This is a genomic window from Amycolatopsis stemonae (genome assembly GCF_054781455.1).
In genome coordinates this window covers 455,184-476,256 of the sequence record NZ_BAAGUJ010000002.1, presented here as the reverse complement: position 1 = coordinate 476,256, position 21,073 = coordinate 455,184, and the positions used below count along the sequence as shown (strand labels likewise).

General features: G+C 70.2%; 23 protein-coding genes. 11 read left to right on the top strand and 12 right to left on the bottom strand.

Annotation, left to right across the window (positions count from 1 at the left end):
• Positions 1-72: 72 nt before the first annotated feature.
• The 5 genes from glf to ACYVLJ_RS08455 all read left to right on the top strand — a co-directional run bounded on the left by glf (position 73) and on the right by ACYVLJ_RS08455 (position 5,175).
• A complete protein-coding gene (glf, locus tag ACYVLJ_RS08475) occupies positions 73-1,296 on the top strand; it encodes a UDP-galactopyranose mutase (protein ID WP_451971389.1) in 1,224 nt (407 codons plus the stop codon).
• Positions 1,289-1,807: a phosphatase PAP2 family protein gene (locus ACYVLJ_RS08470; protein ID WP_451971392.1), complete on the top strand. Its 519-nt coding sequence runs from the start codon at positions 1,289-1,291 to the stop codon at positions 1,805-1,807. Before glf ends, ACYVLJ_RS08470 begins: the two co-directional genes overlap by 8 nt.
• Positions 1,804-2,799: a decaprenyl-phosphate phosphoribosyltransferase gene (locus tag ACYVLJ_RS08465; protein WP_451971395.1), complete on the top strand. Its 996-nt coding sequence runs from the start codon at positions 1,804-1,806 to the stop codon at positions 2,797-2,799. The genes ACYVLJ_RS08470 and ACYVLJ_RS08465 overlap by 4 nt, the downstream gene beginning before the upstream one ends.
• A 108-nt stretch (positions 2,800-2,907) precedes the next feature.
• The gene (locus ACYVLJ_RS08460) at positions 2,908-3,576 is read left to right on the top strand and encodes a hypothetical protein (RefSeq protein WP_460438259.1); all 669 of its coding nucleotides are present in this window, start codon (positions 2,908-2,910) and stop codon (positions 3,574-3,576) included.
• Positions 3,577-3,657: 81 nt separating this feature from the next.
• Positions 3,658-5,175, top strand: coding sequence for a hypothetical protein (locus tag ACYVLJ_RS08455; protein WP_460438258.1), 1,518 nt, complete (start codon positions 3,658-3,660; stop codon positions 5,173-5,175).
• Between the two features lie 6 nt (positions 5,176-5,181).
• Here ACYVLJ_RS08455 and ACYVLJ_RS08450 read toward each other — a convergent pair whose 3' ends face one another.
• The 8 genes from ACYVLJ_RS08450 to ACYVLJ_RS08415 form a co-directional block, all read right to left on the bottom strand.
• On the bottom strand, positions 5,182-5,793 hold the full coding sequence (locus ACYVLJ_RS08450; RefSeq protein ID WP_460438257.1) for a DUF3159 domain-containing protein: 612 nt from the start codon (positions 5,791-5,793) through the stop codon (positions 5,182-5,184).
• A 50-nt stretch (positions 5,794-5,843) separates the two neighbouring features.
• On the bottom strand, positions 5,844-6,464 hold the full coding sequence (locus ACYVLJ_RS08445; RefSeq protein ID WP_460438256.1) for a DUF3159 domain-containing protein: 621 nt from the start codon (positions 6,462-6,464) through the stop codon (positions 5,844-5,846).
• Positions 6,465-6,533: 69 nt separating this feature from the next.
• On the bottom strand, positions 6,534-7,133 hold the full coding sequence (locus ACYVLJ_RS08440) for a hypothetical protein (protein WP_460438255.1): 600 nt from the start codon (positions 7,131-7,133) through the stop codon (positions 6,534-6,536).
• Positions 7,130-7,807, bottom strand: a complete 678-nt coding sequence (locus tag ACYVLJ_RS08435) for a hypothetical protein (RefSeq protein ID WP_460438254.1) — start codon at positions 7,805-7,807, stop codon at positions 7,130-7,132. The genes ACYVLJ_RS08440 and ACYVLJ_RS08435 overlap by 4 nt, the downstream gene beginning before the upstream one ends.
• Positions 7,804-9,276, bottom strand: a complete 1,473-nt coding sequence (locus tag ACYVLJ_RS08430; protein ID WP_460438253.1) for a WXG100 family type VII secretion target — start codon at positions 9,274-9,276, stop codon at positions 7,804-7,806. The genes ACYVLJ_RS08435 and ACYVLJ_RS08430 overlap by 4 nt, the downstream gene beginning before the upstream one ends.
• Positions 9,273-9,713: a YbaB/EbfC family nucleoid-associated protein gene (locus tag ACYVLJ_RS08425; RefSeq protein WP_451971417.1), complete on the bottom strand. Its 441-nt coding sequence runs from the start codon at positions 9,711-9,713 to the stop codon at positions 9,273-9,275. The genes ACYVLJ_RS08430 and ACYVLJ_RS08425 overlap by 4 nt, the downstream gene beginning before the upstream one ends.
• Positions 9,714-9,774: 61 nt before the next feature.
• Positions 9,775-10,530: a Rossmann-fold NAD(P)-binding domain-containing protein gene (locus tag ACYVLJ_RS08420; protein WP_460438252.1), complete on the bottom strand. Its 756-nt coding sequence runs from the start codon at positions 10,528-10,530 to the stop codon at positions 9,775-9,777.
• Positions 10,527-11,897, bottom strand: coding sequence for an FAD-binding protein (locus ACYVLJ_RS08415; RefSeq protein ID WP_460438251.1), 1,371 nt, complete (start codon positions 11,895-11,897; stop codon positions 10,527-10,529). The genes ACYVLJ_RS08420 and ACYVLJ_RS08415 overlap by 4 nt, the downstream gene beginning before the upstream one ends.
• 125 nt (positions 11,898-12,022) lie before the next feature.
• Here ACYVLJ_RS08415 and ACYVLJ_RS08410 point away from each other — a divergent pair, with 125 nt between their 5' ends.
• Complete coding sequence (locus ACYVLJ_RS08410) at positions 12,023-12,493, top strand: GtrA family protein (protein ID WP_451971426.1); 471 nt, start codon at positions 12,023-12,025, stop codon at positions 12,491-12,493.
• Positions 12,494-12,501: 8 nt separating this feature from the next.
• On the top strand, positions 12,502-14,421 hold the full coding sequence (locus ACYVLJ_RS08405) for a glycosyltransferase (protein WP_451971429.1): 1,920 nt from the start codon (positions 12,502-12,504) through the stop codon (positions 14,419-14,421).
• A 53-nt stretch (positions 14,422-14,474) separates the two neighbouring features.
• On the opposite strand, the gene ACYVLJ_RS08400 is transcribed toward ACYVLJ_RS08405, so the two are convergent.
• A complete protein-coding gene (locus ACYVLJ_RS08400; protein ID WP_451971432.1) occupies positions 14,475-14,720 on the bottom strand; it encodes a hypothetical protein in 246 nt (81 codons plus the stop codon).
• A 99-nt stretch (positions 14,721-14,819) separates the two neighbouring features.
• Here ACYVLJ_RS08400 and ACYVLJ_RS08395 point away from each other — a divergent pair, with 99 nt between their 5' ends.
• From ACYVLJ_RS08395 to ACYVLJ_RS08380, 4 genes are all read left to right on the top strand, one after another.
• The gene (locus ACYVLJ_RS08395; RefSeq protein WP_451971435.1) at positions 14,820-15,590 is read left to right on the top strand and encodes an ESX secretion-associated protein EspG; all 771 of its coding nucleotides are present in this window, start codon (positions 14,820-14,822) and stop codon (positions 15,588-15,590) included.
• 128 nt (positions 15,591-15,718) lie between these two features.
• The gene (locus ACYVLJ_RS08390) at positions 15,719-16,180 is read left to right on the top strand and encodes a hypothetical protein (protein WP_460438250.1); all 462 of its coding nucleotides are present in this window, start codon (positions 15,719-15,721) and stop codon (positions 16,178-16,180) included.
• Between the two features lie 3 nt (positions 16,181-16,183).
• On the top strand, positions 16,184-16,750 hold the full coding sequence (locus ACYVLJ_RS08385) for a DUF3558 domain-containing protein (protein ID WP_460438249.1): 567 nt from the start codon (positions 16,184-16,186) through the stop codon (positions 16,748-16,750).
• Positions 16,751-16,760: 10 nt separating this feature from the next.
• Positions 16,761-18,248 carry a hypothetical protein gene (locus ACYVLJ_RS08380; protein ID WP_460438248.1) on the top strand — a complete coding sequence of 496 codons (1,488 nt, stop codon included), beginning with the start codon at positions 16,761-16,763 and terminating at the stop codon, positions 18,246-18,248.
• Positions 18,249-18,291: 43 nt separating this feature from the next.
• Here the strand turns inward: ACYVLJ_RS08380 and glfT1 are convergent, their stop codons facing one another.
• Genes glfT1 through wzm form a run of 3 tightly spaced genes read right to left on the bottom strand, consistent with a single transcriptional unit; the run spans position 18,292 to position 20,972 of the window.
• The gene (glfT1, locus tag ACYVLJ_RS08375; protein ID WP_451971446.1) at positions 18,292-19,200 is read right to left on the bottom strand and encodes a galactofuranosyltransferase GlfT1; all 909 of its coding nucleotides are present in this window, start codon (positions 19,198-19,200) and stop codon (positions 18,292-18,294) included.
• Positions 19,200-20,015: a galactan export ABC transporter ATP-binding subunit Wzt/RfbE gene (gene wzt / locus ACYVLJ_RS08370; RefSeq protein ID WP_451971449.1), complete on the bottom strand. Its 816-nt coding sequence runs from the start codon at positions 20,013-20,015 to the stop codon at positions 19,200-19,202. Before wzt ends, glfT1 begins: the two co-directional genes overlap by 1 nt.
• A gap of 3 nt (positions 20,016-20,018) precedes the next feature.
• A complete protein-coding gene (gene wzm / locus ACYVLJ_RS08365; protein ID WP_451971451.1) occupies positions 20,019-20,972 on the bottom strand; it encodes a galactan export ABC transporter permease subunit Wzm/RfbD in 954 nt (317 codons plus the stop codon).
• Positions 20,973-21,073: the final 101 nt, after the last annotated feature.

Below are 21,073 nucleotides of genomic sequence, written 5' to 3'. Positions count from 1 at the left end.
CAGGTGTGTCGTAGGCCGAAATGTGATAGTCGGGTGCGGGCCGGACAACCCGACTGCGTACCCTCGACGCCCGTGAGCGCGCACACGAACCCCGCCAAGATTACTGAAGACGATTTCGCAGGTTACGACCTCATCGTCGTCGGGTCCGGTTTCTTCGGCCTGACCGTCGCCGAACGGGCCGCGGCCGAGCTGGGCAAGAAGGTCCTCATCCTCGAACGGCGTAGCCACCTCGGCGGCAACGCCTACTCCGAGGCCGAGCCCGAGACCGGGATCGAGGTGCACAAGTACGGTGCGCACCTGTTCCACACCTCGAACAAGCGCGTCTGGGAGTACGTGAACCGCTTCACCGAGTTCACGAACTACCAGCACCGCGTGTTCGCGCGGGTCAAGGACCAGGTCTACTCGTTCCCGATGAACCTGGCCCTGATCAACCAGTTCTTCGGGAAGTCGCACACCCCGGACGAGGCCCGCGAGCTGATCGCCAAGCAGGCGTCCGAGTTCGAGACCTCCGCCGCGCAGAACCTCGAGGAGAAGGCGATCTCCCTGGTCGGCCGTCCCCTCTACGAGGCCTTCATCCGCGGGTACACCGCGAAGCAGTGGGAGAACGACCCCAAGAACCTGGGCGAGAACATCATCACGCGCCTGCCGGTCCGCTACAACTTCGACAACCGGTACTTCAACGACACCTACGAGGGCCTGCCCGTCAACGGGTACACCGCGTGGCTCGAGAAGATGGCCGAGCACGAGAACATCGAAATTCGCCTGAACGTGGACTACTTCGACGTCCGCGAGCACATCCCGGCGGGCACCCCGACCGTCTACACCGGGCCGCTGGACCGCTACTTCGGCTACTCGGCGGGCCGGTTCACCTGGCGCACCGTCGACTTCGAGTCCGAGGTCGCCGAGACCGGTGACTTCCAGGGCACCTCGGTCGTCAACTACAACGACCAGGAAGTCCCGTACACCCGGATCATCGAGTTCCGGCACTTCCACCCGGAGCGGGACTACCCGAAGGACAAGACGGTCATCTTCCGCGAGTACTCGCGCTTCGCGGGCGAGGAAGACGAGCCGTACTACCCGATCAACACCCCGGAGAACCGCGAGAAGCTCGAGGCCTACCGGGAGCTGGCCAAGGTCGAGGCGCGTGAGAAGAACGTGCTGTTCGGCGGCCGGCTGGGCACCTACAAGTACCTCGACATGCACATGGCCATCGGCTCGGCGCTGTCGGCGTTCGACAACAAGATCGCCCCGCACCTGACCGACGGCGCGCCGCTCGACGGGTCCCTCGATGCTTGAGAAGGGCACCCCGACGGGTGAGGTCGCGGTCCTCGCGAAGACCCAGGGCTTTCTGAAGAGTGAAGCTTCGGTGAAAGCCGCGCGCGGCCTTTCGCACTTCGGCGAGCACGCGCTCGGCTGGTTCGGTCTTGGCCTGATCGGGGCCGTGGTGGACAAGAAGCGACGCAAGGACTGGCTGGTCGCTTCGGCCGGTGTCGTGGGCGCGCACGCCGCCTCGATCGCGGTGAAACGCGTGGTCAGGCGGCCGCGGCCGGATCACCCGAGCGTCGAGGTTCTGGTCGGCACGCCGAGCAAGCTGAGCTTCCCGTCGTCGCACGCGACGTCCACGACGGCGGCGGCGGTGCTCTACTCCGGATTGACCGGGCGTAACCTGGTGCCCGCCCTGGTACCGCCGATGCTCGCCTCGCGGCTCGTGCTCGGCGTTCACTATCCGACAGACGTCATGGCCGGTGCGGCCCTCGGGGGGCTGGTCGGCGGTCTGATACGACGGAAGCTGAAGAAGAACCCATGAGCGAAACGACCGAGCAGCGCACCAGCGAAGAAGCGGCCGTGACTCCTGAGGCTCCGGAGACACCGGTGGCTGAAGTGTCTTCGGAGACGACGGCAGCGACCGCGACCCGTGGGCCGTTCGGCCTGGTCGGCGGCGTGATCAAGACGGCAAGGCCGCGGCAGTGGGTGAAGAACGTCCTGGTCTTCGCGGCCCCGTTCTTCGCCTTCTCGAAGTCGACGGACCGCACCGGCCTGCTGATCGACGCGATCATCGCGTTCGTGGCCTTCTCGCTGACCGCGAGCTCGGTCTACCTCATCAACGACGCCATCGACGTCGAGGCCGACCGGGCCCACCCGACCAAGCGGAACCGGCCGATCGCGGCCGGGATCGTGCCGGTCCCCGTCGCGTACGGGGCCGCGGTCGTGTTCTTCCTGGCCGGCCTCGCCGTGTCGTTCGCGGCGAGCTGGCAGCTGGCCGTCGTGCTGGCGGTGTACGAGGCCGTCCAGCTCGGCTACTGCTTCGGCCTGAAGCACCAGCCGGTGGTCGACCTGGCCATCGTCGGTTCGGGCTTCCTGATGCGCTCGATCGCCGGTGGCGTCGCGGGCGGCATCGCGCTTTCCCAGTGGTTCCTGCTGGTCACGGCGTTCGGCTCGCTGTTCATGGTGGCCGGCAAGCGCTACGCGGAGATCATGCTGTTCGAGCGCACGGGCGCCAAGATCCGCTCGTCGCTGAAGAAGTATTCGGCCAGCTACCTGCGGTTCGTCTGGGCGACCTCGGCGGCCATCCTGATCATGTCGTACTGCCTGTGGGCGTTCGAGATCCGCCAGACCGAGCACAACTCGGTGTGGGCGCTCATCTCGATGGTCCCGTTCGTGGTGGCGGTGCTCCGGTACGCGGTCGACGTCGACGGCGGCATCGCGGGCGAGCCCGAGGAGATCGCCCTCAAGGACCGCATCCTGCAGGTCCTCGGCGCGACCTGGGTGGTCACGCTGTTCCTTTCGTTCTACCTGTGACTCATTGCGGATGGACAGGTTGGGTTCAGGTTCAGCACAGCTGAAGGGCGCACCCTGAGGTGGTGGGGGCGGGCACTGCGCCCGTCCCCGGTGACCACAGGAGCGACCATGAACGACCAGCCGCGCGAGGAGAAGGTCCCCGAGGGGGCCGGCCAGCCGACCGTCGAGCAGCCCACGGCCGAGACCGCCGGGCAAATGCCGGGGGAGACCGCGGCGCAGCCCACACCCGCCGTGCCGGGTGACGAGACCACCGTGCACGCTCAGCCGCCCGCCGCGCCGGGCCAGGGCGAGACTGCCGTGCACGCTCAGCCGCCCGCCGCGCCGGGCCAGGGCGAGACCGTCGCCCAGCCGTCGCCCGGCGAGGTGCCGAACGCCGATCAGACCGCCGGGCACGGCCAGCCCGCGCCGGGCCGGCTGCCCAACGCCGTCCACGGCCGGCAGCCGCCGCCCACCCCGCAGCTTTCCCAGCCCGGTCCCGGCCAGGCCTACGGCGCCTGGGGCCCGCCCGCGGCCGCGCCTCGGCAGCCCGGCGGCTTCCGGCGGTTCGTCGGGCACCGCGCCACCCAGCTCGTCGGCGTCGGCGTGCTCGGCGTCCTGATCGGCGGGGGCGTCGTCGGCGGGATCGCCTTGGCGGCGTCGCACCACGGCCCGCAGGACGGCCGCCCGGGCATCCACCGCCAGCACAACGGCCAGGTCCCCGACGGTCGTGGCTTCCCCGGCCGCGGCGGCGGCAACTCTGGCAATTCGGGCAATACCGGCTCGGGTGGCGGCATCTGACCGACGCCGTCGGCTGTGGGCTGGGCCACCCGTACTCCGCTCAGATCACGGATGCATCACAGGCGGGGTACGGTGGCCCGGATGCGAAGCGCCTCCGCAGAAGTCCCCGAGGCCGCCGGTGCGCTGCCGGCGGCCCTGCCCGTTGCCCGCTCGTGGGTCCTGCCGGCCGGGGCCGCAGTGGCTTCCGCGCTGGTGTTCGCCCTGGTCAGCAGGCATCTCATCGATGACACGTACATCACGCTGTCCTACGCGAAGAACCTCGCCTTCCACGCCCACTGGGGCCTGATCGAGCAGGGGACGGCGAACACCGCGACGTCCCCGCTGAACGTCCTGGCCCTGGCCGCGGTCACGTTCGTCGTCCGCGACGCCGTGCTGGCCGCCGGGATCGTGTTCGTCGCCGCGCAGGTGCTGCTCGTCCTGGGCCTGCGCCGGCTCGGCGAGCGCACCGGGCTGCCGGCGGTGTTCGCGCCGCTGACGTTCGCCTTGCTGCTGGTCAACCCGCTGCTGCTGTCGTCGGTCGGCCTGGAGGTCGCGCTCGGCGCCACCGGCGTCGTCTGGACGCTGGTCTACGCGGGGGAGCGCAGAGCGGGCCGGCTCGGGGTCGTGATCGGGCTGCTCGCGCTCGTCCGGATCGACCTCCTGCTCATCGCGGCGGTGCTGTTCGCAGCCCGCCGCGAGTTCTGGACGGGCATCTGGCGCACGGCGTTCGCCACCCTCGCGGTGACGCTGCCGTGGTTCGCCTTCAGCTGGGTCGTGCTCGGCTCGGCCGTGCCGGACACGCTGGTCATCAAGATCAGCCAGCAGTCGTGGGGACCGTTCAGCTTCACCAACGGCCCGCTCCTGTACTGGCGCAACTTCCCGGCGGAAGCGTTCCTGTCGTTCCTGCCGCTGCCACTCGCCGCCCTGGCCGGCGCCGCCTGGGTGATCCTGTACCGCCGGGGCTCGGAGACCGCTCGCCGCCTGACGCCGTTCGCGGCGCTCGCCGTCGCGAGTGCCCTGCACTACCTGGCCTACAGCCGCCTGGGCGTGCCGCCGTACCACTGGTACTACGCGCCGAGCATCATCGGCGCGACGATCTTCCTCGCGGCGTGCGCCACCGCGGTGCCGGAGCGCGTGCGCCGCGGAACGCTGACGCTGGCCGGCGTGGGCATCCTGGCCGGCGCGGCCGTGTACGCCCTGCCCGGCCTCCCGCGGCAGTTCGCCCCGATCCAGAGCAACCACGCGTCGACGACGGAGTACCGCGAGATCGGCCAGCAGCTGGCATCGATCGCCCACGGCCGCAAGGTCGAGACGGCGGGCGAAGTCGGCGCGCTGGCGTACGCGTGCGACTGCGAGCTGGTCGACGAGTTCTCCGACCGCGGCGCGGTCGACCCGGCGATCGCGGAAACGAAGCGCCGCAGCGGCGACGTCGGCCGGGCCCTGCTCGAAGCCAACTTCCACAACTTCGACCACAGCGTGGCCCCGATCAACCCGGACCTGGTCCTGACGACGACCCGGAGCAGCCCGCCGCGGACCGCGTTGGCGAGCTGGCGGATCGACTCGCCGTGGATGGGCGTGCAGAGCCTGTACCTGGTGCCCGCCCACGCCGCCGGCGGCTGAGCGCGGTCACCGCCGCGTGAACATCCGGTGCATCGTGCCCTCCCGGGCCAGCAGCACCTGCGTGACGACCTGCAGCAGCACGAAGCTCGCGATCGACACCCCCGTGTCGAGCCCCGGGACCGCGTCCACCGGGAGCGTGTACGCCATCGCGATGCTGATCCCGCTGTGCACCAGCCCGCCGACGCCCCAGACCACCGTCAGCACCCACCAGACCCGGCGGAACGACGGCGTGTCCGCCCAGCGGGCCTCCAGGTCCGCCGCCCGGGCCGGCAGCAGGGCCAGCGTCGCCTGGAACGTCGTCGGGCGGCGGCCGACGCGGAGGCTGGCCAGCATCCAGACGCCGATCAGCACGCTGAACCACGCCCCGCGGACCAGCTGCAGCCGCGCGTCGCCGGTCACCACCGTCGTCAGGAGGCCGATCGCCACGATGACCAGCACGAACACGCCCATGCCGTCGACCCGCCGGTGCCGCGCCGCCAGGTAGAGCACCCGCAGCGCCGGCGGGAGGCCGCTGAGCGTCAAGGCGCAGACCGGCGCCACGTCGAACGCGCGCAGCAGGTAGTAGCCGCCGACCGGCGCGGCGAGGTCGCAGAACAGCGTGACCAGCGATTTCCCCATGCTTCGAGCATCGAGGAGTCGCGCCGCCGCGACCATCGTCGACCCGGCTCCTACGCATCCACCGTCCGGTTGATGCCCGGGCTCAACCGCCGCCGTGTGAACCTGACGCCGAGCACGACGCTGACCACAGTCAGCACCGAGTCGAGGATCGGTACGACGTCCACCGGCAGCGTGAACGCCAGCACCACGACGGCGCCCGCCAGCAGCACCAGACCGGTGCCCCACCAGAGCGTGGCCGTGCGCCACCGGTCCCGGAACGCCGGGGAGAGGCCCCACAGCCGTTCGAGGTCGCCGGCGCGCGCGGGCTGGAGGGCGCACACGGCGCGGAAGAGCAGCGGGCGCCGGCCGGCCACCACGCTGGCGAGCATCACCGCGCCGAGCGGCAGCGTGAGCCAGGCACTGCGGATGAGCAGCAGCCGGGCGTCACCGGAGAAGATCGCCACCGTCGCGTTGATCAGCAGCACGGCCAGCACGAACGCGCTGACGGGGTCGATCCGGCGGTGCCGCGCCAGGACGTGGCCGGTCCGCAGCACCGGCGGCACGGCGCTGACCAGCAGTGCCCACAGGGGCGCGACCTCGAAGGAACGCAGCACGTAGTACAGCGCCATCGGGAGCGCGACGTCGCGGAGGAACAGCGTCCAGCCACCGCGGTCGCTCGTCGGGTTCGTCATGAGCCCAGTCTGTTTTCGCGGCCTCGCCACCACATCGGCGCGCGGACCGGGCCCGGATGGACTTCCGGCTCAACCCCGGGGTGGAGAGAGGGCGCGTGACACCTTCATCGGCGCGAGCGCGTCGCGCAGGAACACCGCCGAGCCGTCGCCGAACCCGAAGCGGATCGACGGCGACGGCGGGAAGCTGTGCCCGCCGAGAACCGCGTCCAGGCGGACGACCACGCGCGCGTCGAACTCCTCCGCCGTCGTGAACGGGCCGCCGCTGCCGCCCACCAGGCGGCTGGTCGGGTAGACGACGGCGAGGCGCTGGTTGGTCCAGGTCAGCCGGGCGTGCCCGACGCTGCCGGCGAAGTGGTCGGCCAGCCGGACGGCGACCTGGCCGGGGTCGCCGGCCGTCGCCCAGTAGCCGAGCGCCGGGTCGTCGGTCCAGTCCTCGTCCGCGACGACGTCGGTGGGCAGCGGCCAGCGCCCCGGCGGCTCGGTCACCTTCGGCAGCTCGCGCCCGGGCACGTACGGCGCGTGTCGGACGCCGCCGAGCCGCACGCCGACGTGCGCGTGGTACGGCGCGCAGCCCAGCCGCAGGACCTCGCCGCGGCGCAGCCAGTGCGAGCCCAGCTCGCGTTCGATGATCTTGTCGACCTTGGCCGCGGTCGTGACCTCGAGGTTCACCGCGCTCCGTTCGTCCGGGCCAGGAGCCAGTCGAAGTGGTCGTCGGCGTCGAACCGGAAGTCGACGCCCGAACCGTCCACAAGGGACATCCGCAGCACCGGCTTTCGGCCGCGCTTCGCGATTTCCGCGCCGGCGATCCGGTCGCCGGGCAGCTCGGCGACGACCTGGAACTCCCGCAGCGCGATCGGCTCGCCTTCGCGGTTGTCGCCATAGGTCTTCGTGCGGTCGGTGAGGATCGCGGCGACGTCCCGGCCGAAGCCGACCGCCTTGCCCAGGAAGGACTTCGCCGGTTCCGGCGCCGGAGCCGGCACGCGCTCGTCGAGCACGGCCAGCCGGTGCGGCGTCAGCACCCACAGGCGGCGGACCGCCGCTCGCGCCGGGAGTTCGCGCAGGAACTCGTGCGCCAGCATCCCGGCGCGGTCACCGAACGCGATCACCTGCGGGTCCGGTGGCCGGTCGGGCCCGCTGTCGCTGTCGCTGATCGCCTCGGACAGGAACTCGGCCGCGCCCGACCCGATCCTGCGCAGGAGTCCCGTGGCCGGCTGCCCTTCCGGCGTCAGGCCCCGGACGTCGAAGGTGACCACCCGGCCGTACGCCGCCCACCGCAGTGCTTCGCCGGGGCGCAGGTACGGCCGGGCCTGGGTGGCCGCGCCGAGCGGGTCGGAGAGCTTCACTCGAGCGTGAACCCGCGGTCGGTCGCCTCGCGGCGCTCTTCGTCGGACGACGGGTCCTGGGACTCGTGGTATCCGTACTTCACGCCCTGCTCGACGCCCTGTTCGACGACGTTGCCGGCACTGCCGCGCCACGCCGCCTTGCCGACGCTGGTCGTGCCGCTCAGGCCGGCCGCGCGCAGCCCGGCCTCGGTGAGGTTCGTGGTCAGGGCGTCCGCCCCTTCGCCGCCGACGCCGAACCGGCCCGCGAACTTGTTGCCGGTCTTCGACGCGCCGGTCACCGGGTTCGCCTTCGTGAGGATCTTGGCGAGCGGGTGCTTGTCGATCTGGTCGGCGAGGCGCTTTTCGAGGAAGTTGCCGTTGCGCAGCCCTTCGGCCCGTTCGACGACCTTCTTGAGCGGCCCGGTGCGCAGCTTCCGCAGCAGCTTTTCGAGCTCCTCGATCAGCGGCTTCAGCTTGCCGAGCAGCTCCTTGACCTTCATCCCGAGCCGTCCGCCGGTGACCGCGACCTCGCCTTCGGTGGCCGCCGTCGCCGCGCCGACCGACGCCCCGGCCGTGATCCACGAGGCGGCCAGCGCGGCCAGCCACTCGATGATCAGGCCCATCACCAGTTCCTGGAGGATGTCGATGACGATCTCCACGAACGCGTCGAACAGGTCGGCCGCGATCTCCAGGATCTGCTGCAGCCCGCGGACCTCGCTCGCGAACGCCTTCGCGCCGCCCGCGAACTCCGTCATCTGCATGCGGAACGCGTCGCCCGCGTCGCCCTTCCAGGGCTCCTTCGTGAGGTCGGCGCGCTTCCGCTCGTGCTCGGCAGTGCCGTCGAGCCACTGCGCGACCTGTTCCCAGCCCTTCGCCGTGCTGCGCATCTGCTCGGGGTCGCCGATGGCCGGCTCGAGGACGAACTCGACCAGCGGGCTGATCACGATGCCGATCAGGAACCCGAGGCCGTTGTCGAGGAACGACTGGCCGGGGCTGGTGATCAGCTGCAGCTGCTCCATCCGCGCGTGCACGGTGGCGATGGCGACGTCCGGCGGGCTGCTCGCCTGCGAGACCTCGGACGCCGTCGAAAGCCAGCTGCTGCCGTAGCCGCCGTTCTGCTCCCAGTAGCCCTTGCGGTCGGCGTCGCCGGCGTGGTCGACGTCGACGCCCGGGCCGCTGCCGCCGTCGGCCAGCCCGGCGATGGCCGTCGACGTGCCGGCCTCGTGGTCGCGGTAGGCCTTCGCGGCCATGGTCGTCTTCTCGGCGATCTCGTCGAGGAATGTCTTGGCCTGGTTCGCCAGGTCCTGGCACTCCTGTAGCGAGTCGAAGTACTTGTAGGCCATCAGCTCGCCGAGCGGGCCGAAGCAGTCGTCGCTGACGCGCGCCTGCTGCAGCAGCTCGGCGAGGCTGCCGAAGTGCCCGGCGGCTTCCTTCGACCCGGACGCGTGCGCGGTCAGCGCGGCCGGCTGGACGTCGTACCCGGTGCTCAAAACCGCTCCCGGCGCAGGATCGGGCCGCCGAAGTCGTCGTCTTCGGCGGGCGGCCGGGGCCGCGCGGGTGCGGCCGGTGGCGGTTCGCCCGGGCCGAGCGGCTCGACGTGCGCGTTGAACGCCTCGCGGAACTGCTCCGCGCGTTCGCCCAGGATCGGCTCGACGCTCTCGTTCAGCGCCGCCGAGGCCTGTTTCGTGGCGTCCCGGATCGCCGTCAGGATCTCCTGCTGCAACGCCGTGTGCGAGCGCTGCACGGCTCGCGGGCTCAGCTGCAGGCCCAGCACGGCACCGGACGGCGCGACCGTCACGGTCACCGAGCCGTCGGCGTTGCGGGCGCTTCCGCGCAGCCCGGCGATCCGCTCCTTGAGCTCAGCGGCCTTCGCCGCCCGCTCCTGGAACGACCGCAGGGCGGCGTCCAGTTTGGTCCCCAGATCCATTTCGCTCCCTCGCGTCGCGGATGTCCCCTTCGGACGGTTCCGGTGGCGCGGGGGTTCCGCGTCAGATCGGGAGCTTGCGGAAGATCGGCCGCGGCACGTGCCGCAGCGCCGACATCACCAGCCGGAACTGCGCCGGCGCCCACACGAGGTCCTTGCCGGAGCGGGCCGCGGTGACGGCGATCTCGGCGACCTGCTCGGCCGTCTGCGCCAGGGGAGCGTCCTTGAGCCCCTCGGTCATCTTCGTCTTGACGTGCCCCGGGCGGACGACGGTCACCTTCACGCCGTGCGGCGCGAGGGCCTCGCCGAGGCCCAGGTAGAAGCCGTCGAACCCGGCCTTGGTCGAGCCGTAGAGGAAGTTGGACCGCCGGACGCGCTCGCCGGCCACCGACGACAGCGCGATCACGGTGCCGTGCCCCTGGACCTTGAGCTTCTCCGACAGCGCGACGCCGACCGACACCGCGGCGGTGTAGTTCACGGTCGCCAGCTCGACGGCCTTGGCGTGGTCCTGCCAGACCTCTTCGGGGTCGCCGAGCAGGCCGAACGCGACGACCGCGACGTCGATGTCGCCGCCCTCGAACGCCTTGTCCAGCACGCCCGGGTGCGAGGCCGTGTCCTTCGCGTCGAAGTCGACGGTCGAGACCTCGGCGCCCTTGTCCTTCAGGCGCTGCGCGGCCGCCTCCAGCCGCGGCGACGGCCGGGCCGCGAGCACGACCCGCAGCGGCGCCTCGGCGAGGTACTTCTCGGCGATCGCCAGCGCGATGTCGGACGTGCCGCCGAGCAGCAGCAGGGACTGGGGGTTGCCCACGGCGTCGATCACAGTGCGAGCCTCCGGCTCATGTCAGAGGCGAAAACGCCTTCGGGGTCGATGGCGGCGCGGACCTTGCGCCATTCTTCGAGGCGGGGGTACATCTTCGCGAACGTCTCGGGCGAGGTGCGCGAGTCCTTCGCGGTGTACAGCCGCCCGCCCAGCTCCAGGACGTCTTCGTCGAGCTCCTGGCAGAACCGGCCCAGGCCCGCCTTGATCGGGAAGTCGACGCAGACCATCCAGCCGGGGTGCGGGAACGACAGCGGTGCCGCGTTGCCCTCGCCCATCCGCTTGAACACGTTGAGGAACGAGACGTGCCCGGACTCGGCGATCTTCGTGACGATCTTCCGCAGCGGCTCGTGCGCGTCCAACGGCGTCGAGAACTGGTACTGCAGGAAACCCTTGGAGCCGTAGGCCCGGTTCCACTCGCCGAACATGTCGAGCGGGTGGTAGAACGCCGTCAGGTTCTGGATCACGCCGCGGGCTTCCTTCGGCGTCTTCCGGTAGTACAGCTCGCCGATGCCGCCGAAGGTCAGCTTGTTGGCCAGGCCGTTCGGGAAGACGTCCGGCAGGGTCGCGATCTGCGGGGCGTCGAACTTGAGCGGGTTCGCGCGCAGCTTGGGCGGCAGCTCGTCGAGCTTCGCGAGCGAGCCGCGGCCGAACGCGGCGCGGCCCATCTTCGCGCCCGTCGAGATCGTGTCGAACCACGCCGACGAGTAGGTGTACTTGTCGTCCGAGCCGTTGCTGACCAGCTCGAGCGTCTCGTCGAGGTTGTCCGTGCGCTCGTTGTCCGCGAGGAAGTACGCGGTCTCCGTCTTGGTCATCCGGATGGTGGCGCGGACGATGATCCCGGTCAGGCCGATGCCGGCGACGGTCGCCCAGAACAGCTCGGCGTCCGGGCCCTCTGGCGTCAGCGTGCGGATCTGCCCGTCGGCGGTCACGAGGTCCATCGACACGACGTGGTTGCCGAAGCTGCCCGCGCTGTGGTGGTTCTTGCCGTGGATGTCGTTGGCGATCGCGCCGCCGATCGTCACCTGGCGGGTGCCCGGCAGCACCGGGACCCACAGGCCGTGCGGCAGCGCCTCGCGCATCAGCTGGTCGAGGCTCACGCCGGCGTCGAGGTCGACCAGCGCCGTGTCCGGGTCGATCGAGTGGATCCGGTTCAGCGGGGTCATGTCGACGACCAGGCCGCCCGCGTTCTGCGCCGGGTCGCCGTAGGAACGGCCGAGGCCGCGCGCGATGACGCCGCGCTCACCGGCCCGCGTAACGGCGCGGGCGATGGCTTCGACATCCGGGGTGCTCAGGACGTCCGCCGTGGTCGGAGCGGTCCGCGCCCAGCCCGTGAGCGTGCGTCGCTGTGTCTCGGGTACGTGGGTCACCCGACCAGGGTAGCCACGCCGAACGACGCCCGAGACGTGACCCTGAAGTGGCCGTCTCTACACTTTGCGCATCAAGGCACAAGCGCCCGCGCGGGTGACCATGACACAGGCAACGAGGTAATGCAGTGGTGGCGACCGATCCGCAAGCCGACGTGACGGCTGCGCAGCCGTCCTCTCTGGGACTGCTGGGGCAGCTGATCCGCTTCGCCCTGATCGGCGGTTTCTGCGCCCTGGTCGACCTGGGCACGTACACCCTGCTGACCCAGGTCGCCGGCATGGCCGCTTCACCGTGGGTCGACATCGCCCGCGCTATCTCTTTCATCGTGGGCACCACCACGGCGTTCTTCCTGAACCGGAAGTTCACCTTTTCCGGTGGGCGCCGGGACGGCAAGGCGCAGATCGGCTCGTTCGTCCTGCTCTACACCGTGACGTTCTTCGTCGCGGTCGGGGTGAACCAGCTCATGCTGCAGGTCCTGCCGCCGTCCGCGTGGCAGCACACACTGTGCTGGGCCGTGTCGCAGGCCACTGCCACGGTGATCAACTTCGTGATGCTCAAGTGGGTCGTGTTCCGCGAGCCGTCGACCAAGGAGAACTGAGGACCTTCATGCCCGGTAAAACAGCAACCCCGGCGCCGACCACCGAAGCCGGCGCGGCCGCCGAGACGCGGTTCACCGAGCACACTCCGCAGGGTCGCCTGACGGCGCAGCGCGGGCTCTACGCCGGCCCCGCGCCGATCGTGAGCAAGGACCTGTACGCCGAGCTCGAGTGGGGCTCGGCCGTGCGGGAACGTGCGGTGATCTCCCTCGAGCCCGCCTCCAAGGTGTCGGGCAACACGTACTTCGGCCGGTTCCCGGCCTCCTACTGGCAGCGCTGGACGACCGTCACCGAGGTGTCGGTCGAGGCCGTCGTGACCGGCACCGGCCTGCTGTCGATGGGCGCGTCCGACGTCGAGGGCGAGCCGCGCGTCGTGGCCGCCGAGCAGGTCGCCGACGCCAAGCAGGCGAAGGTCACGCTGACCGGCAAGCTGGACAAGTTCTACGACGGCGGCGCGCTCTGGCTGGACCTCGAGACCGAGGGCGGCCAGACGCTGCGCGTCGAGCAGGTCCGCTGGACGGTCGAGGCCCCGGAGAAGATCCGCCCGACCGCCGTGACCATCTGCACCATGAACCGCGCCGACGACTGCCTCAAGAACCTGCAGGCCCTCGCCGCGGACGTCTCCTCGCTGGAGACGCTGGACGCGATCTACGTCGCCGACCAGGGCACCGACCTGGTCGAGTCCCGTGAAGGCTTCGAGCAGGTCGCCAAGGACCTCGCCGACAAGCTGCACTACATCAAGCAGCCGAACCTCGGCGGCGCCGGCGGCTTCACCCGCGGCCTCTTCGAGGTGGCCGGGCACACCGCGACCGAGCACGCGAACGTCCTGTTCATGGACGACGACGTGCTGCTCGAGCCGGACCTGGTGATCCGGATGACGGCGTTCTCCAACCGCGCCGCCAACCCGATCATCGTCGGCGGCCAGATGCTGAACCTGTTCCACCCGAACCAGCTGCACGTCGGCGCGGAGTACGCCCGGCTCAACACGCTGGAGCCCGGCCAGCCGGTCGAGCACTCGCTGTCGACCGCGGACCTGCTCGGCGTCGACGAGGAGACCCTCAAGCCGAACCGCCAGGAGCGGCGCCTCGACGCCGGCTACAACGGCTGGTGGTCGTGCCTGATCCCCTACGAGGTCGTCCAGGCCACGGGCTACCCGCTGCCGTTCTTCTTCCAGTGGGACGACGCGGAGTACTCCTACCGCGCCCGCGCGCACGGCTTCCCGACCGTCACCCTGCCGGGTGCGGGCGTGTGGCACGCGGACTTCCACATGAAGGACTGGGACGAGTGGCACCGGTACTTCAACCTGCGCAACTCGATCATCACGGCGGCCCTGCACTCGCCGTTCAACCTGAACCTGCTTTCGCGCGTGCTGATGGCGCAGCTGGTCCGGTACCTGCTCGGTATGCAGTACGGCCTGTCGGCCACGCTGATCAAGGCGATCGAGGACTTCCTCGAGGGCCCGGAGGTCCTGCGTGACGGCGGTGTCGAGGCGATGAAGGAGATCCGCCGCATCCGCGACGCCTACCCCGAGACCAAGCGCCACAAGGCGACCGACGTCCCGGGCATCGCGTCCAACGACATCGGCATCATCAACAGCGCGCCGCGGCCCAGCATGCAGCGCCTGGTGCTGATCAAGCGGATCCTCGACCGCGTGCTCGGCCGCAGCCGCTTCGGCCTCGGCGCGGTGCCGATCGACGAGGCGCACTGGTGGCACATCGCCCTGTTCGACAAGGCGGTCGTCACGGACGCGAACCAGGAAGGCGTCCGCGTCCGGTCCTACGACAAGGTGAAGATGTTCGCGCTGGCCAAGCAGGGCGCGAAGGTCATCCAGCGCCTGCGCAAGGAAGGCGCGGCCGTGCAGGAGCAGTACAAGCGCGCCATGCCGGAGCTCACGTCGCGTGAGAACTGGAAGCGCCTGTACAAGCTCTGAGCCCGATGTCCCCGGAGGCCGTCTCACGCTGGTCGTGAGGCGGCCTCCGTGCGTCAGGCGTGCAGCCCGAAGACCTTGCTCTTCCGGGTGAGGTCGTCGACGTAGGCGGCGGCGACGTGGGCGAAGTTGATCGCGACCACCGAGTTGTCCGTGGTGGTCACCGTCTCGACCGCGCCGGCCTTCACGAGCTGGGCGAGCCTGCCCGCCAGCTTGCCGGATTCTTCGGTCGTCAAGGCGAACAGCAGTGGCTCGCCACCGGTGGCGAGGTGCAGCACGAGTGCGGGTTTGGGATCGGCCATGCGTCCATCGGACCAGCGGCGATCTTGCCGCGGCAAGGCGGTTCGCTGAGGGCGGAGCCGTGGACTACCGTGGTTGCGACGAAACGGGGGACGCAAACGATGCCGCACTCGTTCTCGCTGTCACTGGCAGCGGTGGACATCCTGCTCGAGCAGCTCGGGCTGGGCCGCGCGCCGACGCCGTTCGAGGTGCCGCACGTCGGCACGACCGGCGAGCAGCGCGCGATGATCCGCGACGCCGTCGTCCGCGACCTGACCGGCCGGGGCCTGTGGAGCCGCGGCCGCCTCGACGCGGACGCCGAGCTGGCGCTGGCCACCTTCGTCCGCGGGAGCGTGTCGATCAACGCGGCCGCCGAGCTGGGCGACCGTCACCTGTTCGCCCGCGTCGCGTCCGACGGCCAGTTCGCGGTCCTCGCCCGCCAGGACGAGAACCTGATCGTCTTCGAGGAGGTCCGCCCGACGGGCATCGTCCCGGCGATCGTCGACCTCCTCCCGCTGACCCCGGCCGCCCCCGGCCAGTCGGTCACCATCTCCCGCCCGGCGGCGCAGCCCCGCCACCAGCGCCGCGACGACGCGTACGACCCCTTCGCGGGCGTGAGCGGCCCCCGCTCGTCGGGCGGCAGCACCGCCGGCGGCCCCCAGGTCCGCATGATCGAGCGCGTCTTCCAGGAGCCGAAGAAGCGCGTGGGCCAGTTCACGGCCCAGACCCCGGGCGGCACGTTCCCGCCCCTGGCCTGGTTCGACACGGAGTCGGGCCGCTGGCTGATGTCCTCCCGCGCGGCCGCCGACGGCCAGCGCTGGATCACCTACGCCCCGGCGGACAACGCCCGCCTGGCCCAGCAGCTCTACGCCCAGCTCGAAGGCCAGTTCTGAGCACCGGGAACCAGCCGAGCGCGGGTTCCGTCCAAAGTGAAGATCGGTGAACGACGGTTGCGCAGGGTACGCGGCTAGTAGACTCCCGGGTACACACGCATGGGCGAAGCGATTCAGGTGGGGCGGCGATGAGTTTCCAGGCTGATCCGGGGCAGGTTTCGGTAGGGGCCTTCAAGAACGTCGGCAGCATCCTGGGCACCGCCGGCGTCAGCGCCGCGGCGGTGGCCCAGGCCAGCGCCGAGACGGCGAAGCTGGTCGATGCGGCGAAGAGCGGCGGGTTCAAGATCTCGCCCGAAGGGGTGGCTCCGCTCCGCAAGGCGCTTGCGGACATGACCGACAAGCTCGACGGCCTCGCCATGGACACCCTGGCTTTGGACCAGGCTCCCCAGCTCGGCAGCCACCCGTACGGCCACACGGTCTCCCAGCACGACCAGAAGAGCGCGGCCACCGGGACCGGGTCGGCCAAGGTCGTGCTTGAGCAGTTCAAGCAGGTGCTCAAGTCCGCGGACGAGGCCCTTGCCCGTGCCGCCGGCCTCTACAAGGAAGCCGAAAACCAGGCGGTCTCCGCGACGTCCACGATCCAGGCCTGAGGGATGACGAAACTTTTCGCACGCGTTGTTCTGCCGCTCGCCGCCGGCGGTCTGCTGCTGGCCGGGTGCACCGGCACCCAGGGCGGCACCGCCTCACCCGCGAGCAGCCCGCCCGCGTCGCAGGGCTCGTCGTCGGCCGCGCCGGACCCGTCGTCCGGTGCCGCGACGACGGCGTCGCTCAACCCGTGTGAGCTGCTGACCGCCACGGACGTTTCGGCGTTCGGCCAGTTCAAGGCGCCGGAGCAGAAGGAGCTCGGCGGGGCCCGTCTCTGCTCGTACCTCCGGCTCATCACCACCGCGAGCGACGAGTCCGGCGGCGTCAGCGTCGGTATCCGGGACAGTCAGGGCATCGACTCCGTGAACGATGCGGGCGGCGGAAAGACCACAGGCAACGTGAACGGCCGGAAGGCCGTCCAGGCGCCGTCTCCGCCGGCGGGATGCACCCTTGCCCTAGCGGTGGGAACCGCGGCTCGTGTCGACGTCCTGGCCACTTCGACGGACGCGACGAAGGCCTGCGATCTCGCCTCGCAGGTCGCCGACAAGGTCGAGCCGAAGCTGCCGAAGGGATAAGGGGATCCTGATGACCACGCGACAGACACCGCCAGGGCAGAAGTCCCCGGATCTCACCAACGAGCAGATCCAGAACCTCTCGCCGGCCGCTCGGGATGCCTACTTCGACCAGAAGGCGCGAGACGGGGTTGATCCCAATGCGCCTTGGTTCGGGATGTTCAAGCAGTGGTTCGAGCAGGCGAAGGGCCGTCAGCAGTCGCACCAGGTCGGGGATCAGAACGTCAAGGACAGCACGCAGGGGCGTGACGTCCAGTACGTGTCGGGGCTGAGCCCGTCCGATGCGGACTACATGGGCAACCAGCACACCCAGCTCAAGGAGTTCCTGGACAACAACCTCAACGTCCAGCAGGTGTCCGACGTCTCCACCGCCTACTTCAACGTCCACAAGGCCTTCGAGGGCTTCGGCACCGCGATGAGCGAAGCCGTCAGCAAGTCGAAGGGCACTTGGGAGGGCGGTGCGGCCGAGGGGGCGCAGTCGTACTTCACCAGCCTCGGCAAGTGGTCGGACGCGAACTCGCAGAACGCCCGGCTGGCGTCCGAGACGGTCTACGACCAGGGCACGGCCGCGCAGACCGCGAAGAACGCGATGCCCGAGCCGATCCCGTTCAGCTGGGGTGACGAGTTCAAGTCCTGGGCGACGTCGAACCCGTTCAACCTGGCCGACAACGTCGACAAGTCCATCCAGAAGCAGAAGGACAGCCAGGAGGCCCACACCCAGGCCGCCGGCGTGATGTCGACCTACGACAAGAGCCTCTACGAGGCCGCGTCGAAGCAGCCGGAGTTCGCGCCGCCGCCGAGCTTCACCAATCCCGGCGGCTCCGGGGACCCCAACGGCGGCGGGGACAAGAACGGCAGCAACAACCCGTCGGGCGTGAACGTGCCCGGCCACGGCTCGGTGAACACGCCGGGCGGGTCCGGCAACTTCGCCACGGGCAACGTTCCCGGCTCCACCGGGACGCCGCACTTCTCCGGTCCCGGTTCGACCACGGGCGCGGGCCTGCTGCCGGCGGGCACCACGACGCCGTCCGGCTTCACGCCGGGCTCGATCCCCAGCGGGTCGACGTCGAACCCGAACCAGAGCTTCGGGGGCATGCCGCCGATGAGCCCGATGCCGATGGGCGGCGGCATGAACTTCGGCGGCGACGAGGCCTACAACTCCAAGGTCGGTGGCGGCGGCGGAGGACGCGGCGCGGGTGGCTTCGGCCCCGGCGGCTCGGGCGGCGCCGGCAACGCGACGGGCGCGGGGTCCGCGTCGGGCGCGGCCCGGCCGGGTGGCATCGGCGCGGCCGAGGCGGCCGCCGGGCGCGGCATGGGTGGTCTCGGCTCGGGCAGCGCGGCCGGGCGAGGCGGCATGGGCGCCGGCGGCATGGGCCGCGGCCAGAAGGGCGAGGGCGACGAGGACACGGAGCACTCGCGGCCGACGTACCTGGTCGAGGGCGACCCCGACGAGGTCTTCGGGACGGACCTGCGCACCGCCCCGCCGGTCATCGGCGAATAAGGGACAACGAAAACGGCCCCGGGGAAACCCGGGGCCGTTTCGCTCAGTAGCGGTAGAACTTCTCCGCCCGGCCTTGCCGCACCAGCTTCAGCCACTGCAGGAACGCCTTCGGGTCGCGCTTCACGCCGACGAAGTACAGTCCGAACCGGACGATCTCCAGCGCGCCGATCTTCCGCATGCCCGGCTGCGACAGGAGGTACCCGCGGTTGCGGTAGGTGTAGTACCGCTTGACGGCGTTCTCCGGGTCCTGGGCGTGGAACTTGCCGCCCAGCATCGGCTTGAACTCGTCCGAGCCGTCCGGGTGCAGGTACTTCGCCTTCAGGGACGTGCCGAACGGGAGGCCGGAGCGGACCAGCCGGCGGTGCAGCTCGACCTCGTCACCGCGGAAGAACAGGCGCAGGTCCGGCACGCCGACGACGTCCAAAGTGGACGCGCGGAACAGCGCGCCGTTCATCAGGGACGCGATGCCCGGCAGGAAGTCCACGCCCAGCTCGGACTGCGACCGCTTCCAGGTCAGGCCGCGGCGGAGCGGGAACGCCAGCTTCTCCGGTGCGTCGATGTTGGACACCACCGGCGAAACCTCCGCCAGGTTCCGCTTTTCCGCTTCCGCCAGCAGGGTCGCCAGCACGTTCTCGTCGGCCGGGCGGCCGTCGTCGTCGGCCAGCCAGACCCAGTCCGCGCCGAGGGCCAGCGCGTGCAGCATGCCGAGCGCGAACCCGCCCGCGCCGCCGAGGTTCCGGTGCGACGGCAGGTACGTGTGCGGCAGCGGGTAGTTCTCGACGACTTCGCGGGCCGAGTCGTCCGGCCCGTTGTCGACCACCACGAGGTGGTCGACCGGCCGCGTCTGGGCCGCGATGACCTTCAGCGAGTCCGTGAGCAGCTCGCGCCGGTGCCGCGTGACGACCACGCCGACGACCGCGCCGTCGGGCAGCTGCCGGGTCTCGCTGGTCATCATTCCCCGCCGTTCTTCGTCGCCGCCGGCTCGATGCCGAACCGCTCCAGGGTTTCCTGGCTCATGTTGTCGAAGGGGTCACGCCCCTTGTACGACGTGAGGACGTCCCGCAGCGAGCCCTGTTGCTTGAGGTGACCTTCGTCCATCCAGATGGCCGAGTCGCACAGCTCGAACAGGAACTCGTCCGAGTGGCTGGCGAAGACCAGGATCCCGGAGCGCTTCACCAGGTCCTTGAGCCGGTCGCGCGCCTTGTTGAGGAACGCCGCGTCGACCGCGCCGATGCCCTCGTCGAGGATCAGGATCTCGGGGTCGATCGAGGTGACGACGCCCAGCGCCAGCCGCACGCGCATACCCGTGGAGTACGTCCGCAGCGGCATCTGCAGGTAGTCGCCGAGCTCGGTGAACTCCGCGATGTCGTCGACCCGCTTCTCCATCTCCTTGGCGGTCATGCCGAGGAAGAGACCGCGGATGATGATGTTCTCCTCGCCGGAGATCTCCGGGTCCATGCCGATGCCGAGGTCGAAGACCGGCGCGATCTTGCCCTGGATCCGCGACGAGCCGCGGGTCGGCTCGTAGATGCCCGCGAGCAGCCGCAGCAGCGTGGACTTGCCGGCGCCGTTGTGCCCGACGAGGCCGACGCGGTCGCCCTCGCGCAGGTTCAGCGTCACGTCGTGCAGGGCCTCGATGATCGGCACCTTGGACTCGGTGCCGATCTTGCCGCCGACCTTGCCCAGGACGCGCTTCTTCATCGACCGCGTCTTCGCGTCGAAGATCGGGAAGTCGACGTACGCGTTGTGGACGTCAATGGAAACCATGTGTCACACCCAGTAGGAGACGCGGGCACGGTAGTTGCGCATCGCGACGAGCGCGAGCGCCCAGCCGACGACGGTGATGGAGCCGACCACGATCCAGTTGCCGATGCTGAACTCCTGGCCGAGCAGCGGTGCGCGGACCACCTGCATGAAGTGGTAGAGCGGGTTCGCCTTGACGATCGGCAGGATCCACGACACGCCTTCCCGGGACCCGCCGCTCATCAGCTGGTCGACCGGCCAGACGATCGGCGTGCCGTAGAACAGCAGCTGGATCAGCGAGTTCACGACCTGCGGGATGTCGCGGAAGCGGGTCGAGATGATGCCGAACAGCAGCGTCACCCAGGCGGCGTTGATCGCCAGCAGCAGGAACCCGGGGATGGCCAGCAGGATGTTCCAGCTGAGGCCCGGGTGGCAGATGTGGTTGGGGATGCACGTCCCGTCACCCAGCAGCGAGTACTGCTTGCTGAGGGCGCCGAAGAAGATCGCCAGCACGGCCACGTAGACGATCATGTTGTGCGCCAGCATCAGGGTCTGCCGCCACACGGTGCGCAGCATGTACACGCTCAGCGGCGCCGGGAGCTGCTTGATCAGCCCCTCGTTGGCGATGAACGTCTCCATGCCCTCGGACAGGCACCCGCTGATGAAGCCCCAGATGATGAAGCCGGTGGAGATGTAGGGCAGGAACACCTCGACGGGCAGCTTGAACAGCTGCGAATACAGCAGCCCGAGCCCGAGCGCGAGGACGGCCTGGCTGATCGTGATCCAGAAGGGCCCGATCACCGACCGGCGGTAGCGCTGCTTGATGTCCTGCCAGCCGAGGTGACCCCAGAGCTCGCGGGCGCGGAAACCGGCCTTGATGTCGGCGAAGGCACGTGCGAACGTCTTGCTGTCCGACGCCGGCGGCACCGACGACGACGCTAAGGGTGAGTTCGCGGCCTGGACCGTGCTGGTGGCATGCACGTGGACGAGGGTACCGATGGGATGAGCGGCGTCTTGAGAGGGCACTCGGGTCGGGCGGGGCCGCCCCGGCGGACCACGGGATAAGGTCGGTGACGGCCCGC

What these genes read in the sequence shown, in the direction of transcription:
- ACYVLJ_RS08470 (WP_451971392.1), top strand. Translation starts at nt 1,289, where the DNA reads ATGCTTGAGAAGGGCACCCCGACGGGTGAGGTCGCGGTCCTCGCGAAG.
- ACYVLJ_RS08465 (WP_451971395.1), top strand. Translation starts at nt 1,804, where the DNA reads ATGAGCGAAACGACCGAGCAGCGCACCAGCGAAGAAGCGGCCGTGACT.
- ACYVLJ_RS08460 (WP_460438259.1), top strand. Translation starts at nt 2,908, where the DNA reads ATGAACGACCAGCCGCGCGAGGAGAAGGTCCCCGAGGGGGCCGGCCAG.
- ACYVLJ_RS08455 (WP_460438258.1), top strand. Translation starts at nt 3,658, where the DNA reads ATGCGAAGCGCCTCCGCAGAAGTCCCCGAGGCCGCCGGTGCGCTGCCG.
- ACYVLJ_RS08450 (WP_460438257.1), bottom strand. Translation starts at nt 5,793, where the DNA reads ATGGGGAAATCGCTGGTCACGCTGTTCTGCGACCTCGCCGCGCCGGTC.
- ACYVLJ_RS08445 (WP_460438256.1), bottom strand. Translation starts at nt 6,464, where the DNA reads ATGACGAACCCGACGAGCGACCGCGGTGGCTGGACGCTGTTCCTCCGC.
- ACYVLJ_RS08425 (WP_451971417.1), bottom strand. Translation starts at nt 9,713, where the DNA reads ATGGATCTGGGGACCAAACTGGACGCCGCCCTGCGGTCGTTCCAGGAG.
- ACYVLJ_RS08405 (WP_451971429.1), top strand. Translation starts at nt 12,502, where the DNA reads ATGCCCGGTAAAACAGCAACCCCGGCGCCGACCACCGAAGCCGGCGCG.
- ACYVLJ_RS08400 (WP_451971432.1), bottom strand. Translation starts at nt 14,720, where the DNA reads ATGGCCGATCCCAAACCCGCACTCGTGCTGCACCTCGCCACCGGTGGC.
- ACYVLJ_RS08395 (WP_451971435.1), top strand. Translation starts at nt 14,820, where the DNA reads ATGCCGCACTCGTTCTCGCTGTCACTGGCAGCGGTGGACATCCTGCTC.
- ACYVLJ_RS08390 (WP_460438250.1), top strand. Translation starts at nt 15,719, where the DNA reads ATGAGTTTCCAGGCTGATCCGGGGCAGGTTTCGGTAGGGGCCTTCAAG.
- ACYVLJ_RS08385 (WP_460438249.1), top strand. Translation starts at nt 16,184, where the DNA reads ATGACGAAACTTTTCGCACGCGTTGTTCTGCCGCTCGCCGCCGGCGGT.
- ACYVLJ_RS08380 (WP_460438248.1), top strand. Translation starts at nt 16,761, where the DNA reads ATGACCACGCGACAGACACCGCCAGGGCAGAAGTCCCCGGATCTCACC.
- glfT1 (WP_451971446.1), bottom strand. Translation starts at nt 19,200, where the DNA reads ATGACCAGCGAGACCCGGCAGCTGCCCGACGGCGCGGTCGTCGGCGTG.
- wzt (WP_451971449.1), bottom strand. Translation starts at nt 20,015, where the DNA reads ATGGTTTCCATTGACGTCCACAACGCGTACGTCGACTTCCCGATCTTC.